Raw genomic sequence first — 16,278 nt, forward strand, 5'->3', positions numbered from 1 at the left:
GCTAGCCCCAGCCGAGCTCGTGGAGGCGCTCGTCGTCGATGCCGAAGTGATGCGCGATCTCATGGATCACGGTGATCGCGACCTCCTCGACCACCTCGTCCTCGGTCGCGCACATCGCGAGCAGCGGCTCCCGGTAGATGCTGATCGTGTCGGGAAGCGAGCCGGCGTAGAACGAATCACGCTCAGTGAGGGCGACGCCCTGGTACAGGCCGAGGATGCCCGGCTCGTCCTCGTTGCTCGGCTCCACGAGCACCACGACGTTGTCGATCGCGCGCGCGATCGGCGCCGGGATCAGGTCCAGCGCATCGGAAACGAGCTCGTCGAAGCGCTCCTCGCTCATGGCGACGCTCATCGTGCTAGTTCCCCGGGGCGAGGCCGGGAGCTGGGGCCGCCGGAGCCTCGGGGCCGGGGATCTGATCGGGGCGCTGCCCGTTGATCGTGATCTCGCCGCGAGCGGGACCGACGAGCGTGGCGAGCGCGGAACCGGCGTCGAGCTGCGCGCCGAGCGAGCAGTTGACCAGCCGGTTGCCCGCCAGCCAGCTCGACAGCGAACGGGTATCCCAGAACACGGTCAGGCGCTGTTGCTCGAGCCGCTCGGCGCCGCCGAGATAGTCCGCGGCGACCTGCCGGCACCGCTCGTCGAGGAAGCGATCCTGCTCGGAGAGGGGCGGATGGTTATCGCCGAACTGCTCACCGAGGTCCACGATCCCCGCTACCTCGTAGGCGTGGGGGTCCTCGCAGGGCACGGGATCGGTGGGGATGTCCAGGTTGATGCCGATGCAGAACCCGGGCTCCCACACCATGGACATGTTCTGATCGGTGGCGCGGCCGAACATGGGGAACACCTGCCCGCTCGCGCCCACGTTCTGCAGCCCGCAGCGAATGGTGCGCTCGCCGGCCTCCCAGCCATCCTCGCCGGGGTTGATCAGGTTGATGCTGTAGCGGCCGCGGGGGTCGAAGCGCCATCCCAGGTAGTCCTCGGTGGCCGGCTCGCACAGTTGCTCGCGGAGCTCGGAGAACCGCAGCTCGGTGGGGAACCCGGCGTCCGGCCCGAACTCGGATCCAGGGAACGCGCTGAGGTCGATCGCAGCGGTGACTTCGAAGCGATGCTCCTCCGAGCAGTCGACCTTCGCGAGATCGGCCGCGTCGGGCGCTGACCACGACAAGCAGTCCCCGGCGCTCGAGGAGCCGAACGAGTCCCCGGCCACGGCCTCGGTGGTGGGCGCGGCGATCGTCTCCCACTGCTCCTCGTCCTCGGGATCGCTCGTCGCTTGCACGACGATGAGAGTGGCGACGCTGCCAGCGACGAGCACCAGCAGTGCAATGAGCGCGGCAATGCGCCAGCGCGGACGGCGATCGCCATCAGGCTCGGGCGCTGATCGGGGAGAGGAGTGCGTGGTCATCGGCATCCATCATGCACCCATACCGGTGGTCTTTCGACCTCGTGCCCGGATTTTCCGTACCTGGCAGGGCGCGCCGCTCGCTGGTGGCCCCGGTGAGCGGTCCCGGAGCTGGCTGCCCGCCCGTTCCGATGGGGAGGAAGCGAAGCGGGCGCAGTAGGGTATTAGGCGTGATCGACCTCAAGATGCTTCGTGATGATCCTGAAGCCGTGCGGGTTTCGCAGCGGGCGCGCGGGGAGGACCCCGCGCTCGTTGACGTGCTCCTCGATGCCGATGCGCAGCGCCGCGCGGCCGTCGCGGCGGCGGACTCGCTGCGCGCCGAGCAGAAGGCGCTCGGCAAGAAGGTGGGCAGGGCGGCCCCGGAGGAACGGGATGCCCTCCTTGCTGGTGCCTCCGAGCTCGCTCAGCAGGTCAAGGATGCCGGGGCCGCGCAGGCCGCGGCCAACGAGCGCCTCGTCGCGGCTCATCGGGCCATCTCCAACCTCGTGCACCCGGATGTCCCGGTAGGTGGCGAGGACGACTTCACGGTGATCGAGACGGTGGGGGAGCCGCCGGTGATCGAATCGCCCCGCGATCATCTCGAGCTGGGCGAGCGACTGGGCCTGATCGACATGGAGCGCGGCGCGAAGGTCTCTGGCTCGCGGTTCTACTTCCTCACCGGCAACGGGGCCCTGCTGCAGCTCGGCCTGCTGCAGCTCGCGATCCAGAAGGCGGTGGCGGCAGGGTTCACCCCGATGATCCCGCCGGTGCTGGTGCGCCCGGAGATCATGGGCGGCACAGGCTTCCTGGGCGCCCACGCTGACGAGGTCTACCACCTCGCCGACGATGACCTGTACCTCGTGGGGACCTCCGAGGTGCCGCTGGCTGGCTATCACTCGAGCGAGATCATCGACCTCTCGGGCGATCCCGTGCGCTATGCCGGATGGTCCTCGTGCTTCCGCCGCGAGGCCGGCAGCTACGGCAAGGACACCCGTGGCATCATCCGGGTGCACCAGTTCGACAAGGTCGAGATGTTCACCTACTGCCGTCCGGACCAGGCAGCGGCCGAGCACCAGCGGCTCCTGCAGTGGGAGAAGGACATGCTCGCCGCGATCGAGGTCCCGTACCGGGTGATCGACGTGGCGTCGGGCGACCTGGGGTCCTCGGCGGCCCGCAAGTTCGATTGCGAGGCCTGGGTGCCCACCCAGCAGACGTACCGGGAGCTGACCTCGACGTCCAATTGCACGACGTTCCAGGCCCGGCGGCTGGCGATCCGGTACCGGGACGAGAACGGCAAGCCGCAGATCGCCGCGACGCTCAATGGCACGCTGGCCACGACGCGCTGGCTCGTGGCAGTCCTCGAGAACCATCAGCAGCCTGATGGCAGCGTGCGGGTGCCCGCGGCGCTGGTCCCCTTCGTCGGGCGCGAGGTGCTCGAGCCCGTGCGCTGATGGCTGCCCTGTTCCCGCCCGGGCCTACTGCCCCGAGCTGCTATCGGGCCGGAACAGCATGCAGCGGGTCGTCGCGGACACGCAGAGCTTGCCGTCGCTGGTGCGGATCTCGCCGCGCGCGGTAGCGGTGGCGCGCCCGGTGTGCTCGACGATGCCGATCGCCTCGACGGGGCCAGTGCCGATGCTCACGGGTCGCAGGAACCTGGTGTTGAGGTCAAGCGTGGTGTAGCCGGTCTTCTCGGGCAAGGTCGTGCTGATGGCGAAGCCCATGGCGGAGTCGAGGATGGCGGTGAGGATCCCGCCGTGCACGGTGCCGACGGCGTTGTAGTGGTACTCGGCGGGGACGAGGCTGATCGTGGTCGTTCCGTGCTCGGCGCGGACGACCCGGAAGCCGAGGGTGCGCGCGGAGGGGGAGTGGTCGATGGTGCCGTCGGCGAGTGCCCGGATGAAGTCCAGTCCACTGAGTGAGACATGCTGTCCGGCAGTGTTTGCGGGATCTGACCAGGTGTACGTGCGTTCCCTCTCGGTGCCAGGCATCAATACCTCGATTCATCGGCGACAGCGTCGAGCTTCCCCGATAGGCTATGCGCCGTGGAACCTGTTTATGGCTCGATCGTCACGTTCGCGCGCACGCTCTTCACCGCCCAGGGACTGAGGTTCACGGTCACCGGGACCGAGCACATCCCGCGCGTGGGTGGCGCGGTCATCGCCGTCAACCACACCGGATACCTCGACTTCGCCTACGCCGGCAAGGCCGTGCTGCCGGTGAAGCGCTTCATCCGCTTCATGGCCAAGCACGAAGTGTTCGAGCACAGGGTCAGCGGTCCCCTCATGCGGGGATGCAAGCACATCCCCGTGGATCGGGTCTCCGGCGGGGACGCCTACAAGGCCGCGGTGCAAGCGCTCAAGGACGGCGAGCTCGTCGGTGTGTACCCCGAGGCCACGATCAGCCGCAGCTTCGAGCTCAAGGAGTTCAAGTCCGGCGCCGCCCGCATGGCCATCGAGGCCGGCGTGCCGATCATCCCGATCATCGTCTGGGGAGCACAACGCGTCTGGACCAAGGGCTTCCCCAAGCAGCTCGGGCGCACCCGCACACCGATCTCGGTGGCCGTCGGGGCCCCCATCGAGCCCTTCGAGCCGGCCGCCGACCTCACTGCCAGGCTCAAGTCCGACATGCAGGAGCTCCTGCTGAAGGTGCAGGACGACTACGGCCCGCATCCCGAGGGTGCCTACTGGGTTCCCCGGCGCCTCGGCGGGAGCGCGCCCTCCCTCGAAGAGGCCACGATCCTGGATCGCAAGGACGCCGAGGCCCGGATCGCGGCGCGGCGCGCGCGGGAGGAAGCGAAAGAGCCATGATCTCAGCAGTGACCTCGGCCATCGCCGATGTGTTGTTCCGGCTGGTGTACCTCAAGCTCGCCGCTCTCGCCTACATCATCCAGGCGCTCCAGGGCGCGCGGCTGAAGGTCACTGGACTGGAGAACATGCCCCGGCACGGCGGGGCAGTGCTCGCGTGCAACCACATCGGCTACATGGATCCGATGTACCTCGCGCTCGTTCCGCTCATGGTCCGTCGCAGGATGCGATACCTGGGCAAGAAGGAGCTCTGGGAGCATTCGGTGACCCGCTTCCTCGCGACCGCCTCGCGCGGCATACCCGTGGATCGCTCGGCTGGCACCTCGGCCTACGAGGCAGCGGTCAAGGCACTGTGCGAGGGCGACTTCGTGGGCATCTTCCCGGAGGCCACCATCAGCCGGAGCTTCGAGCTCAAGGAGTTCAAGTCCGGCGCCGCCCGCATGGCCATCGAGGCCGGGGTGCCGGTCGTGCCGGTCGTGCTGTGGGGCACCCAGCGCATCGCCACCAAGGGGCATCCCTTCAGGATCCTGGGATGGAACCGGCAGATCCAGGCACACGTCGGGGAGCCCATCGAGCCGGGCATGCCTCCGCAGGAGCTCCTGGACCGGCTCCACCGCGAGATGGAGGTCCTTCTCCGCGCCGCGCAGGATGCCTACGGGGCCCATCCGAAGGGGCAGCCCTGGGTGCCGGCCCGTCTCGGGGGTGCCGCGCCGACGCTGATCGAGGCCAACGCGATGGATGCCCGCGACCACGAATGGGCGCGCAGGACCGGCCCCGAGCCCGCGTAGATGTGCCCCGAGCGAGCATCCGGGGCACGATGGAAGAGTGAATCCGGAACTCCTCAGTGATCTCCCCTTGCCGCTCCTCGTCGGTTCGGACGTCGATGGCACCCTGATCGATGACCAGGATCGGATCAGTCCCCGGACGCGATCGGTCCTCCACGAGCTCTCCGGGGCGGGCACGCACTTCATTCTCGCCACCGGGCGGCCACCACGCTGGCTGGCTCCCATCATCGAGCAGATCGGTTTCGCGCCGTTGTCGGTCTGCGCGAACGGCGCGGTCATCTACGACGCGGAGCGCGACCAGGTCCTGCACGCCGAGGAGCTCTCCACCGACACCCTGGGCTGGCTCTCCGACTGCATCCGTGCCGCCCTGCCCGGCAGCGGCATCGCTGCCGAGCGCGTGGGTCGCAGCGCCCACGATGCGGCTTCCCCGCAGTTCGTCTGCGCTCCCGGCTACGAGCATGCCTGGCTCAATCCCGATCACATCGAGCTCTCCGCGACCGAGGTGATCGCCGCGCCCGCCATCAAGCTGCTCGTCCGGCACGCGGGCATGACGAGCACCGCGATGCGTGATGTGCTCGCGCCGCTGGTGGGGGAGCGGGCCGCCATCACCTTCTCCACCGACAAGGGGCTCATCGAGCTCTCGGCGCCCGGGGTGACCAAGGCGACGGGATTCGCGTGGGTCGCGCAGCAGCTGGCCATCGCCGCGGAGCACACCGTTGCCTTCGGGGACATGCCCAATGACATCGCGATGCTCGAGTGGGTGGGCCACGGCGTGGCGATGGGCAACTCGCACCCCGAGACAAGGGCGGCCGCTCGGGAAGTGACCTCGACCAACAACGATCATGGCGTGGCCGTGGTCCTCGAGCGCTGGTGGTCCTGACACGAGGAGGGGCCGCGCTCGTTGCGAGCGCGGCCCCTGTTCAAGGATGGCTGGATGCAGTGCGGGCTATCCCGCGGCGGGTGCCGCTTCGTTGATGTGCACCGTTGCCGCCCCGGTGGCGAGATCGAACAGCATGTAGCCGTGCTCGAAGTTCACGCGGATGCCCTCGGGCGTGCTGAACTCCTCCTCGACGGGAAGGCCAAGGAGGCTGTCCTGGGCGCCGAGCGCCTCCCACTGCTCTCCGATGACTCCCCATACGGCGCGGGCGCCGGTGTTCTCCGACCAGTAGATGGTTCCGTTGGCGAACCGGGCGAAGGTGATGCCCTCGGCCGCGGTCTCGATCGTGCTCACCGCGTCACCGAGCGCGCCCTCGACACCGCCGAGGGTGTACCAGCGCCGCGCGATCTCCTCGTCGCCAGCCGGGATGGTCTCTGCGGCGGAGTTGCGGAGCGAGGCGAGGAGCCGCTGCATGTTCTCCCCGGTGGCGCGCAGCTCGCTCGAGCTCCACGATGCGCGGGGGGCGGGCGACTGATCGGGCTGCGGCTGTGGCTGGGGCTGCGGCTCAGGCTGGGGCTCGGGCTCCTCGGTGGGCTGTCCCGCGGGGTTCTCGCCGTTGCCGGGCTCGGCCGGGGTCTCCCCGCCCTCATCCTCGTTGCCCTCGTCCTCGTTGACCGGATCAGCAGGCTCGGTCGGGGGATCAGCAGGCTCGGTCGGCGCTGGAGCCGAGCCCTGGTACGCGGTCGCGACGTTGCGGATCAGATCCATCTGGGCGTAGCCGAGGTTGCCAGGGCAGTCGGTGTAGTTGACGTCCCGGTGCGCGAAGATGTTCGGGAGGGTGATCGGCTGGCCCTGCGCGAGCCAGGTGTACTGCGTACCCTCCGAGTAGTGGGTCGAGGAGCCCTTCGGGCTCAGGTCCTCGAGGGCGAGGCGCCAGCCAGCAAGCTTGGCGAGGGCCTCGACCTGGGCGCGGGGCGGCGTGGTCTCCTGGTAGTGGCCGATCATGGAGTAGCCGGCGGTGTTGACGTTGAAGCCACCCGAGTGGGCGCCCTGCAGGTCCTTGTCGAGACCACCGAAGCGGCCCTCGAAGATCTGGCCATACTTGTCGACGAGCGCGTGGTAGCCCACGTCGCACCAGCCGAGGGTCTGCGCGTGGTAGGCGTAGATGCCACGCACGATCTGCGCGGACTGGGCCTGCGTGTAGTTGTTGTTGCCCGCGGTGTGGTGCACGACCACAGCGCCGAGACCGCCATTCTCCTGGGGCGCGCGGCAGCGGATGCTCTCGTTGGCGCCCCACTGGGCACGACTGATGACGTTGGGCCGCGAGGGAACACCGGCGATATCGGTGACCTCGCCCGCGATGTCGCTCGGGGCGTCAGCGATGGGAGCCTTGGACGGGCGGATGATGATCGCGGTCAGGTTCTCGGCCTGCCCGGAGCGCTCGGGCGCGGGCGGCTGGCTGATCAGCGGCCGCGAGATGTCGGTGGGCTCGCCCGCCGCTGCATCGGTGGGCGCCGCCTCCTCGGGAGCGAGCGGCTCCTCGGGCTCGGTGTCGCCCTCGAGGACTGGCTCGACCTTGCCGCCGATGCTGATCTGCACGGTGTTCGTGTCGCCGGTGAAGACGACCTCGCTGGCCTCGCGGGACTCGTCGCCGATATCGCTTCCGCCATCGATGGGCTCGAGGTCGAACCATTCGGTCCAGGTCTCGTCGTCGAGCTTGGCGCGCACGAATGCCTCGGGGTCGCCGTCGCCCTCCCAGGTGAGGCCGAACATGTTGAACGAGGTGTCCTGGGTGATCTCGCGGACGATGGGATCGCCGTGGTCGGAGATGTCGCTGACCTCGCCGGGCTCGGGCGCGAGGCTGATCTCATCGATCGATGTGGGGGCATGGTCGGTGCTGTCGTTGACAGGGGTGATCTCGACGTTACCGGCGGTCGCGCCGAGCCCAAGGAGCGTACCGGCTGCGGTGAGTCCGACGGTGACACCGAGCGTCAGGATTCGTCGTGGTTGGTGATTCGGCAACGCAGTGACTCCCTTGTTCTGCGATTGGGCGCGGCGCGTGAGAGCTGGACCGGCATCGTGCGGCATGACTAGATCGTCATAGCCTTGACCATAGGCAAGCCAGGCTTACATTTCGTGCACCGTGGAGTCACTATGTGGTCAAGAATTGACCAACACCGCTGTTACCTAACCGTGTACGTGATCTCTTGAGGGACTTGGTATTCCGCGGCAGATGCTGCCATCGCCGCGCGCGCGGCGACACCGGCGGGACCGAAGGTCACGGGCCGAGCGGAGCAGTCCGTTACGCTGAAGCCATAGCCCAGACGCAAGCCCAGTCGCAGGCCAGCCGCAAGGAAAGCAGAGGGATGCCCGGTGCCTACCGAGACTCGAACGACAGGCGCTCACGAGCGTGACGCCTTCGACCTCATCATCGTCGGATCGGGGTTCTTCGGGCTCACCATCGCCGAGCGGGCCGCCACGCAGCTGGGCAAGCGCGTGCTCGTCCTCGATCGCCGGCCCCACATCGGCGGCAACGCGTACTCCGAGCCCGAGCCGGAGACGGGCATCGAGGTCCACAAGTATGGCGCGCACCTGTTCCACACCTCCAACGAGCGCGTCTGGGAGTACGTCAACCAGTTCACGTCGTTCACCGGCTACCAGCATCGCGTGTTCACGCTGCACAAGGGCCAGGTGTACCAGTTCCCGATGGGGCTGGGCCTGGTGTCGCAGTTCTTCGGCCGCTACTACTCGCCGGAGCAAGCGCGCGCGCTGATCGCCGAGCAGTCCAGCGAGATCGACACGAAGGAGGCCTCGAACCTCGAGGAGAAGGCAATCTCGCTCATTGGCCGACCCCTCTACGAGGCATTCGTGCGGGACTACACGGCCAAGCAGTGGCAAACCGATCCGAAGGAGCTCCCGGCGAGCACCATTGCCCGGCTGCCCGTCCGCTACACCTTCGATAATCGCTACTTCAACGACACCTACGAGGGCCTGCCCGTCGATGGCTACACGGCATGGCTGAAGAACATGGCCGCCGACGACCGCATCGAGGTACGCCTCGGCACGGACTACTTCGAGGTGCGCGACGAGATCCGGGCAGCATCCCCAGGCGCGCCCGTCGTGTACACCGGCCCGATCGACCGCTACTTCGACTACGCCGACGGCGAGCTCGGCTGGCGCACCCTCGATTTCGAGACGGAAGTACTGGCCACCGGTGATTTCCAAGGCACCCCGGTGATGAACTATCCCGATGCGGAAGTGCCCTTCACCCGCATCCACGAGTTCCGGCACTTCCATCCAGAGCGAAACTACCCCGGCGACAAGACCGTCATCATGCGGGAGTTCTCCCGGTCCGCCGAGAGCGGCGACGAGCCCTACTACCCGATCAACACCTCGGAGGACCGGGAGCGCCTCGCGAGGTACCGCGAGCGTGCCCGCGTGGAGACCGAGCGCGACAACGTGCTCTTCGGGGGGCGCCTCGGCACCTACCAGTACCTCGATATGCACATGGCGATCGCGAGCGCGCTCGCCATGTTCGACAACATCCTCGCCCCGCACTTCACCGAGGGGGCGCCGCTGCAGGCGCGCCCGAGCAGCGACTAGCAGCGACCAGCGCCGCCGCGCTCACCTCTCCCGCGCCCCGCTCGAAGAAAGGCACCCCGCGCAGTGACCACCACCAGCTCATCCGCCCGGTCGCTCCTGCAGCGCATCCTCCTGCCGCGACCCGGCGAGCCACTCGATGTGCGCCGCCTCTACCTCGAGGAATCGCCGACCAACCCGCGGCGGGTCCATGCCACCTCGCGGACCTCGGCGACCATCGCGGCCGAGTCCGAGATCTCGCTGTGCACCTACTTCAACGCGTTCCCCGCGAGCTACTGGCGACGCTGGAGCACCCTGGACCAGGTCGTGCTGCGCCTCGAGACCAGCGGTGCCTGCCGGGCCGATGTGTACCGGTCCAAGGCGGATGGCACGCGCATCCAGGTCGCGAGCGCCGAGGCCACCGGCAACGACGGCGAGCTCGAGGTCGTCCTCGATCTCTCCCCGTTCGAGGATGGCGGCTGGCTCTGGCTCGACCTCAGCGCCGAGGAGGATGTCGAGATCCGCTCCGGTGGCTGGTACGCCCCGGTCGACGCCCCCGGGGAGGGCCGCGCGGCCATCGGCATCCCCACCTTCAACCGGCCCCATGATTGCGTCAAGGCGCTCACCGCGCTCGGCTCCGATCCCAAGGTGCTCGAGGTCATCGACGCGGTGATCATCCCGGACCAGGGCACCCGCAAGGCCAAGGACGAGCCTGGGTTCGCCGAGGCCGCCGCGGTGCTCGGTGATCGCCTGCGCATCCACGACCAGGGCAACATCGGTGGCTCCGGCGGCTACTCGCGCGTCATGTACGAGGCCCTGCGCACCACCGATAGCCCGTACATCCTGTTCATGGATGACGACATCGAGATCGAGCCCGACTCCATCCTGCGCGCCATCGCGTTCGCCCGGTTCGCCCGCCAGCCGCTGCTCGTCGGCGGGCAGATGCTGAACCTGCAGAACCGCGCCCACCTGCACGTGATGGGTGAAGTAGTCCGGTTTGGCGAGTTCGTGTGGGGCCCGGCGCCGCACACTGAGTACGACCATGACTTCGCGGGCGAGCCGCTCGCGGAATCCCCCGATCTGCACCGGCGCATCGATGTCACCTACAACGCCTGGTGGATGTGCCTGATCCCGCGGAGCGTGGCCGAGCAGCTCGGCCAGCCCCTCCCGCTGTTCATCAAGTGGGACGATGCCGAGTACGGGCTGCGCGCCGCCGCCGCCGGGTACCCCACGGTGACTCTCCCCGGCACCGCTATCTGGCACATGGCCTGGTCCGACAAGGACGACGTCATCGACTGGCAGGCGTACTACCACATGCGCAACCGGCTGATCGTGGCCGCGCTGCACAATCCCGGGGGCGCGCGGGCGCTGGTCAAGAGCACCATGAAGCCGTTGCTCAAGCACCTGCTGTGCCTCGAGTACTCCACCGTGGCGCTGCAGAACGAAGCCATCAAGGATTTCCTCGCCGGGCCCGGCATCCTCTTCGACGAGCTGCCGACTTCTCTTGCCAAGGTGCAGAAGATCCGTGCGGAGTACCCGGACGCCGTCGTGGCGGGCTCGGCGACGGATCTGCCCCTGCCGTCGGGCAGCGATATCGGATCGGTGGGCCTGCCGGTGACGACCCCGGCGAAGCTCAAGAGGTTCGGCCGCGCTGTGGTGCACAACCTGCGCCCCGCCAAGCCCGCGCACCACGAGCGCCCGCAGCTCAATGTCGCCACCCTCGATGCACGGTGGTTCCTGCTGTCCCAGGTGGATGGCGTGACCGTGACGACCGCCGATGGTCGTGGCGTGGTCTACCGCAAGCGTGATCGCGCTGTCGCTGCACGCTTGCTCAAGGAAGCACTGGGCCTTCGTCGGGAGCTCGAGAAGCGCTTCCCGGAGCTGCAGGCCGCTTATCGTTCAGCGTTTCCCGAGCTGACCAGCCGCGAGCGCTGGGGCGAGTTCTTCGCCCAGTACGACTGACCCCGAGGATCTCAATGACCCACTTGATGGAACCGATCGGCCCTGCCGAGGGCGAGGCCGCAGTCCTGGTGGCGGTGCAGCGAATGATCGCGCACCGGCCCGGCGTGCTCGGTGCTACGCGCTTGATGTCGCATTTCGGGGAGCATGCCCTCGGCTGGGTAGCGGTCGCCGGGATCGGCGCGCTCGCCGACCCCGCCCGGCGCAAGCGCTGGGGCGCGGTAGCGGTCGGTGCGGTCGGCGCCCATGCCGCGAGCATCGCGATCAAGCGCGTCGTGCGGCGCCGCAGGCCACATCATCCCGATATTGTGGTCAACGTTGCTACACCGAGCCAACTGAGCTTTCCGTCATCACATGCAACATCGAGCACCGCGGCAGCGATTCTCCTGGGAAGGCTCACCGGTCTGCCCATCGCGGCGGCCGTGGTACCACCCATGCTGCTCTCCCGGCTGGTCCTTGGCGTGCACTATCCGACGGATGTGCTGACCGGGGCAGCGGTGGGAGCGGCCTCCGCCACGCTCGTGGGGGTCGCCGAGCGCAAGCTCGGGTGGGCATAAGCTACTGGTGTCCGAATTGGGCGCCGCCAAACATGACTAGAAATGGTCGAGAGGGGTAATGATGAGCGATCTGGTCGAGCCCGAGGATCCAACTCGCGCCAGAACGCGCAAGGCGCCTTCGTCGCTCCCCGAGGGCATCATCAAGGCGATGCGGCCCCGGCAGTGGATCAAGAACGGCCTGGTGCTCGCCGCGCCGCTCGCGGACGGCTCCATCGGCGAGGGGCCCGTGCTCACCGCCGTCGCCCTGGCATTCGTGGTCTTCTCGCTCGCCGCATCGGGCGTCTATCTCGTCAACGATGCCCGCGACGTGGAAGCCGATCGCGCTCATCCCACCAAGCGTTTCCGGCCCATCGCTGCCGGGGTGCTCCCTGTGCCGCTGGCCTACGTGCTCGCCGTGGTCCTCTTCGTGTCCGCGACCCTGCTCTCGCTGCTCGCGAACAACACGCTCGCCGTGGTGACGGTCGTCTACATCATCATCCAGCTCGCCTACTGCTTCGGCCTCAAGCACCAGGCAGTCCTCGATATCGTCATCGTCTCCTCCGGGTTCCTGCTGCGCGCTGTCGCCGGCGGCGTCGCTGCTGGCATCCCGCTCTCCCAGTGGTTCCTGCTCGTCGCCGCGTCCGGGTCGCTGTTCATGGCGGCCGGAAAGCGCTACGCGGAGCTGAAGCTCGCCGAGGAGACCGGCGCGAAGATCCGCAAGTCGCTGGAGAACTACACCTCCACCTACCTCCGCTTCGTCTGGACCATGTCGGCCACTGCGGTCATCGTGTTCTATGGCCTCTGGGCCTTCGAGCAGGACAGCGGCGGTCCCGGAACACCCCGGGCGGACGGTTCCCACCTCGGATTGTTCGTAATGTCGATGATTCCGTTTACAATCGCCATCTTGCGCTATGCCGTCGACATCGATGGGGCGCAAGCTGGAGAGCCGGAGGAGATCGCCCTGGGCGACCGGGTCCTCCAGCTCCTCGCGGTTGCATGGATTGGAGTCGTCGGTGTCGCGGTCTACATCGCCTGATGGTGCCCCACCACACGGGATAGCCCCGCGGATCGTGCTGGTCGCCAGCACGATCCTCGTTGCTGGGTTGTTCGCCCTCGGGGCGTGGCAGCGTCGCTGGATCTCCGATGACGGCCTGATCGTGCTGCGCACCATCCGCCACCTCATCGCTGGCAACGGTCCGGTGTTCAATGCCGGGGAGCGGGTCGAGGCCAACACCTCGACCCTGTGGACCTACCTGGTGTACATGGGGACGTGGATCCCCGGCGCCGGCCCGGAAGGCGTGGTGCTGGTCCTCGCGCTCGCGCTGAGCGTCGCCGCGATCGTCCTCGCCGTCATGGGGGGAGCGCGGCTGTACTCGGGCACGAGCTCTGCATCGTTCCTGCTGCCCGCCGGTGTCATCGCCTACATCGCGGTGCCCCCGGCACGGGACTTCGCCACATCCGGTCTCGAGTCTGGCCTCGTCATCGCCTGGATCGCGCTGCTGTGGTGGCTGATGCTCGGATGGGCGCGGCAGCCACGGGCGGAGGCCCGCTCGACCATCCTTGTCGCGTTCGTCGCCGGGCTCGGCCCACTGGTGCGCCCCGAGCTCGCTGTCCTGGGCGGCCTGGCCATCCTGCTGCTGCTCAGCGCGGACGTGAGGTGGCGGTTCCGCGCGCTCCTCATCGCCGCAGCGGGCGCGCTGCCCGTGGCGTACCAGATCTTCCGCATGGGCTACTACGGCCTGCCGTTCCCCAATACCGCCGTGGCCAAGGATGCCGGTGGCTCGCGCTGGTCGCAGGGCTGGCTGTACTTCCAGGATCTCGTGGGCCCATACCTGTTGTGGTTGCCGCTCGCGGCGATGGCGATAGGCGGGATCGCGGCCTGGCTCCTCGTCCGTTCCCAGCGTGGCAGCGAGCAGCCCGCGCCGCAGCGCTCCCGGTCGCGGAGCCGAGCGGCTGTCGTGGCGCTGTTCCTGCTCAATGGGATCCTGCTGGGCATCTACGTGGTGCGGGTCGGCGGCGATTTCATGCACGGCCGCACCTTGCTGCCCGTGCTGTTCACCCTGCTGCTGCCCGTGGCCGTGATCCCCATCGTCCTGCCCACCCGCCAGTGGCTGGCCAGCGCGGGGCGGCGAGCGGTGGCGGGGATCGTCGCACCGGTGGCGTGGATCGTTGTCGTCGCGTGGTCCGTGACGGTCGTGGTCGTCGCCGAGCCCAGGGTCTCTGTCGAGATCCCGGACTCGGGAATCGTCGACGAGCGGGCCTTCTACGCGGAGAAGACCGGGATCGAGCACCCCACGAGCGCCGAGCACTACGTGCAGTACCCGCGCATGCGATCCCTGCTCCTCGTCCTCGATACGGCACCACGAGGGTCGGTCCTCCTGCCCACGGCGGACGAGGGATCGTGGGTCTATGTGCCGCCGAAGGACCCGGCCTCCCTCGATGACGCGCGCGCGACCGTCTACTACGCGCAGCTTGGCATGGCTGGCATGATCATGCCGCTCGACGTCCGTGTCCTGGACCATATCGGCCTGGCCTATCCGCTCGCCGCGCACACCGAGCGCATCGAGGGGGGCCGCATCGGCCATGACAAGTACCTCTATCCCGACTGGCTCATCGCCGACTACGGGGGCGCGGACACCTGGGAGACCGGTCTCATCGGTTTCCTCGACCCGCAGTGGGTGCAGGATGCACAGCGTGCTCTCAGCTGCGAGGCCACCCGCTCGGCCCTCGGGAGCTACCGCGATGAGTTGACCATCCGGAGATTCCTCCGCAATATCGTCGACGCCTTCCCGAGATCGGGCTATCGCATCGAGCGTGCTCCCCTCGACGAGATCGAGCGCTGCGACACCCTGGAAAGCTAGCGCATCGCCGCAGTTCACTCGCATATTGCTTCGCTCTCGATGACCCATGCCCGAAATCGGGGGTTCGATGTGCGGTCCATTTGGGGGTGCGGTACGGTAATCGTGATCCATCGGTATCTGGAACGAGATCGGATCGGCGTGTAACGGTTATCGTGTCCAGGCCGATCTACACAGCAAGCTCTCAGGGGTTTGCCAGGATCGCTGCGCTCGATGCGCGGATGGCGATGCTGCTTACGGGAGGGTGACCCTGTTACGCCGAGCGGCACCAAGGTGCCCGGGCGGAGCAGTGATGCACACGAGAAGAGGGAGATTTTCCATGCGATTCGCTAAACCGCGCGTGTCACAGAAGTGGCGTCAGCGGGTGCTCGCCGTGAGCGCTGCCGCGCTGGTCGTGCCGATGGCCGCAGGGCTCACCGGTGGCGCCATCGCTGCCGCGCAGCCGGCCACCGCCGCCCAGGCCGAGCTCGTCCGCATTAACCCGAGCCCCTGGGGCGACCGGTTCCAGCGCCACTCGGTGTTCTCGCCGTCGATGGGCATCAACGTCCAGGTCGACGTGCTGCGCGCGGCGGGCGGGGGCAGCGGAGCGCTGTACCTGCTCGATGGCCTGCGTGCCCGTGATGACCTCAGCGGCTGGCAGATCGAGACCAACGCGCTCGAGATGTTCGCCGACACCAACGTCAACGTTGTCCTGCCGATCGGTGGACGTTCCAGCTTCTACGCTGACTGGTACGGCCCGTCGAGCACCAACGGCCAGCCCTACACCTACAAGTGGGAGACGTTCCTCACCTCGGAGCTCCCCGGCTACCTGAGCGGGCTCGGCATCCGCAGCACGGGCAACGCTGTCGCTGGCCTCTCGATGGCCGGCAGCGCAGCGCTCAAGCTCGCCGCTGACCACAAGCCCATGTTCAACTACGCCGCATCGTTCTCCGGCTACCTGAACCTCTCCGCTCCCGGCATGCCGTCGCTGATCCGCCTCGCCCTGCTCGACGAGGGTGGCTACAACGTTGACGACATGTGGGGACCGCCGTGGGATCCGGCCTGGGCCGAGCATGACCCGACCGTCTTCGCCGATGAGCTCTCCGGCATCCAGCTCTACATCTCGGCAGGCAACGGCATCCCCGGCGCCTACACCCGCCTCGAGACCCCCGTTGACTACTTCAACACCGCCAACGCCATGGGCCTCGAGGTCGTCACCCTGCTGAACACCCGCACCTTCGAGGGCCGCGCCAACGCGCTGGGCCTCAACGCGACCTTCAGCTACCCGCCCACCGGCGTCCACGCCTGGGGCTACTGGCAGGACGAGCTTGCCAAGGCACGTCCCGGCATCCTCGCCGCTGTCGGAGGCTGATCCAGCCAACCCAGCTAGCACGCTGTGCCCCCGCCCTCATCGGGCGGGGGCACAGTGCTGTTCGTGGCACCACTGTGCTGCTTCATATGGGCTGCTTCATAACTGCCCTGCGCACATCCAGTAACGATTCCCTCACGCATCGCATGGCGC

Annotated in this window: 14 protein-coding genes; 10 read left to right on the top strand and 4 right to left on the bottom strand. The window is 68.0% G+C overall.

Features of this window, described 5'->3' with window-relative positions; all coding sequences use genetic code 11:
- Position 1: 1 nt before the first annotated feature.
- Both FXO18_RS06600 and FXO18_RS06605 read right to left on the bottom strand, forming a co-directional pair.
- Positions 2 to 352, bottom strand: a complete 351-nt coding sequence (locus FXO18_RS06600; RefSeq protein ID WP_149360311.1) for a metallopeptidase family protein — start codon at positions 350 to 352, stop codon at positions 2 to 4.
- Between the two features lie 4 nt (positions 353 to 356).
- Positions 357 to 1,403 (bottom strand): septum formation family protein, encoded by a 1,047-nt coding sequence (locus tag FXO18_RS06605; protein ID WP_235900509.1) that lies wholly within the window; start codon positions 1,401 to 1,403, stop codon positions 357 to 359.
- A 167-nt stretch (positions 1,404 to 1,570) separates the two neighbouring features.
- Between FXO18_RS06605 and serS the strand changes: the two genes are divergently transcribed.
- Positions 1,571 to 2,830 (top strand): serine--tRNA ligase, encoded by a 1,260-nt coding sequence (gene serS / locus FXO18_RS06610; RefSeq protein WP_149360313.1) that lies wholly within the window; start codon positions 1,571 to 1,573, stop codon positions 2,828 to 2,830.
- Between the two features lie 24 nt (positions 2,831 to 2,854).
- Here serS and FXO18_RS06615 read toward each other — a convergent pair whose 3' ends face one another.
- Positions 2,855 to 3,367 (bottom strand): PaaI family thioesterase, encoded by a 513-nt coding sequence (locus FXO18_RS06615; protein ID WP_149360314.1) that lies wholly within the window; start codon positions 3,365 to 3,367, stop codon positions 2,855 to 2,857.
- A gap of 54 nt (positions 3,368 to 3,421) precedes the next feature.
- Here FXO18_RS06615 and FXO18_RS06620 point away from each other — a divergent pair, with 54 nt between their 5' ends.
- From FXO18_RS06620 to FXO18_RS06630, 3 genes are read left to right on the top strand one after another with little or no spacing between them, the layout of a single operon-like run.
- Positions 3,422 to 4,186 (top strand): lysophospholipid acyltransferase family protein, encoded by a 765-nt coding sequence (locus FXO18_RS06620; protein WP_149360315.1) that lies wholly within the window; start codon positions 3,422 to 3,424, stop codon positions 4,184 to 4,186.
- Positions 4,183 to 4,971: a lysophospholipid acyltransferase family protein gene (locus tag FXO18_RS06625; RefSeq protein ID WP_149360316.1), complete on the top strand. Its 789-nt coding sequence runs from the start codon at positions 4,183 to 4,185 to the stop codon at positions 4,969 to 4,971. The genes FXO18_RS06620 and FXO18_RS06625 overlap by 4 nt, the downstream gene beginning before the upstream one ends.
- A 37-nt stretch (positions 4,972 to 5,008) precedes the next feature.
- Complete coding sequence (locus tag FXO18_RS06630; RefSeq protein ID WP_235900510.1) at positions 5,009 to 5,848, top strand: HAD family hydrolase; 840 nt, start codon at positions 5,009 to 5,011, stop codon at positions 5,846 to 5,848.
- 66 nt (positions 5,849 to 5,914) lie between these two features.
- On the opposite strand, the gene FXO18_RS06635 is transcribed toward FXO18_RS06630, so the two are convergent.
- On the bottom strand, positions 5,915 to 7,867 hold the full coding sequence (locus FXO18_RS06635) for an N-acetylmuramoyl-L-alanine amidase (RefSeq protein ID WP_187774226.1): 1,953 nt from the start codon (positions 7,865 to 7,867) through the stop codon (positions 5,915 to 5,917).
- 351 nt (positions 7,868 to 8,218) lie between these two features.
- Here FXO18_RS06635 and glf point away from each other — a divergent pair, with 351 nt between their 5' ends.
- The 6 genes from glf (at position 8,219) to FXO18_RS06665 (ending at position 16,128) form a co-directional block, all read left to right on the top strand.
- On the top strand, positions 8,219 to 9,448 hold the full coding sequence (gene glf, locus FXO18_RS06640; protein WP_149360319.1) for a UDP-galactopyranose mutase: 1,230 nt from the start codon (positions 8,219 to 8,221) through the stop codon (positions 9,446 to 9,448).
- Positions 9,449 to 9,511: 63 nt separating this feature from the next.
- Complete coding sequence (locus FXO18_RS06645; protein WP_149360320.1) at positions 9,512 to 11,386, top strand: glycosyltransferase; 1,875 nt, start codon at positions 9,512 to 9,514, stop codon at positions 11,384 to 11,386.
- Between the two features lie 14 nt (positions 11,387 to 11,400).
- Complete coding sequence (locus tag FXO18_RS06650; protein ID WP_235900511.1) at positions 11,401 to 11,940, top strand: phosphatase PAP2 family protein; 540 nt, start codon at positions 11,401 to 11,403, stop codon at positions 11,938 to 11,940.
- Between the two features lie 61 nt (positions 11,941 to 12,001).
- Positions 12,002 to 12,955: a decaprenyl-phosphate phosphoribosyltransferase gene (locus FXO18_RS06655; RefSeq protein WP_149360770.1), complete on the top strand. Its 954-nt coding sequence runs from the start codon at positions 12,002 to 12,004 to the stop codon at positions 12,953 to 12,955.
- A gap of 34 nt (positions 12,956 to 12,989) precedes the next feature.
- Positions 12,990 to 14,780: a flagellar motor control protein ZomB gene (zomB, locus tag FXO18_RS06660; protein WP_235900512.1), complete on the top strand. Its 1,791-nt coding sequence runs from the start codon at positions 12,990 to 12,992 to the stop codon at positions 14,778 to 14,780.
- A gap of 316 nt (positions 14,781 to 15,096) precedes the next feature.
- Entirely contained in the window at positions 15,097 to 16,128 is a 1,032-nt protein-coding gene (locus FXO18_RS06665; RefSeq protein WP_149360321.1) for an alpha/beta hydrolase, read from the top strand.
- The last annotated feature ends 150 nt before the right edge of the window (positions 16,129 to 16,278 follow it).

It is taken from the genome of Lolliginicoccus suaedae, from assembly GCF_008312885.1.
Taxonomy (GTDB): Bacteria; Actinomycetota; Actinomycetes; order Mycobacteriales; family Mycobacteriaceae; genus Lolliginicoccus; species Lolliginicoccus suaedae.

Excerpts from the sequence above, each read along its gene's own strand:
- FXO18_RS06655 (WP_149360770.1), top strand. The coding sequence starts at position 12,002 with ATGAGCGATCTGGTCGAGCCCGAGGATCCAACTCGCGCCAGAACGCGC.
- FXO18_RS06650 (WP_235900511.1), top strand. The coding sequence starts at position 11,401 with ATGACCCACTTGATGGAACCGATCGGCCCTGCCGAGGGCGAGGCCGCA.
- FXO18_RS06600 (WP_149360311.1), bottom strand. The coding sequence starts at position 352 with ATGAGCGTCGCCATGAGCGAGGAGCGCTTCGACGAGCTCGTTTCCGAT.
- FXO18_RS06625 (WP_149360316.1), top strand. The coding sequence starts at position 4,183 with ATGATCTCAGCAGTGACCTCGGCCATCGCCGATGTGTTGTTCCGGCTG.
- FXO18_RS06615 (WP_149360314.1), bottom strand. The coding sequence starts at position 3,367 with ATGCCTGGCACCGAGAGGGAACGCACGTACACCTGGTCAGATCCCGCA.
- FXO18_RS06605 (WP_235900509.1), bottom strand. The coding sequence starts at position 1,403 with ATGACCACGCACTCCTCTCCCCGATCAGCGCCCGAGCCTGATGGCGAT.
- FXO18_RS06665 (WP_149360321.1), top strand. The coding sequence starts at position 15,097 with ATGCGATTCGCTAAACCGCGCGTGTCACAGAAGTGGCGTCAGCGGGTG.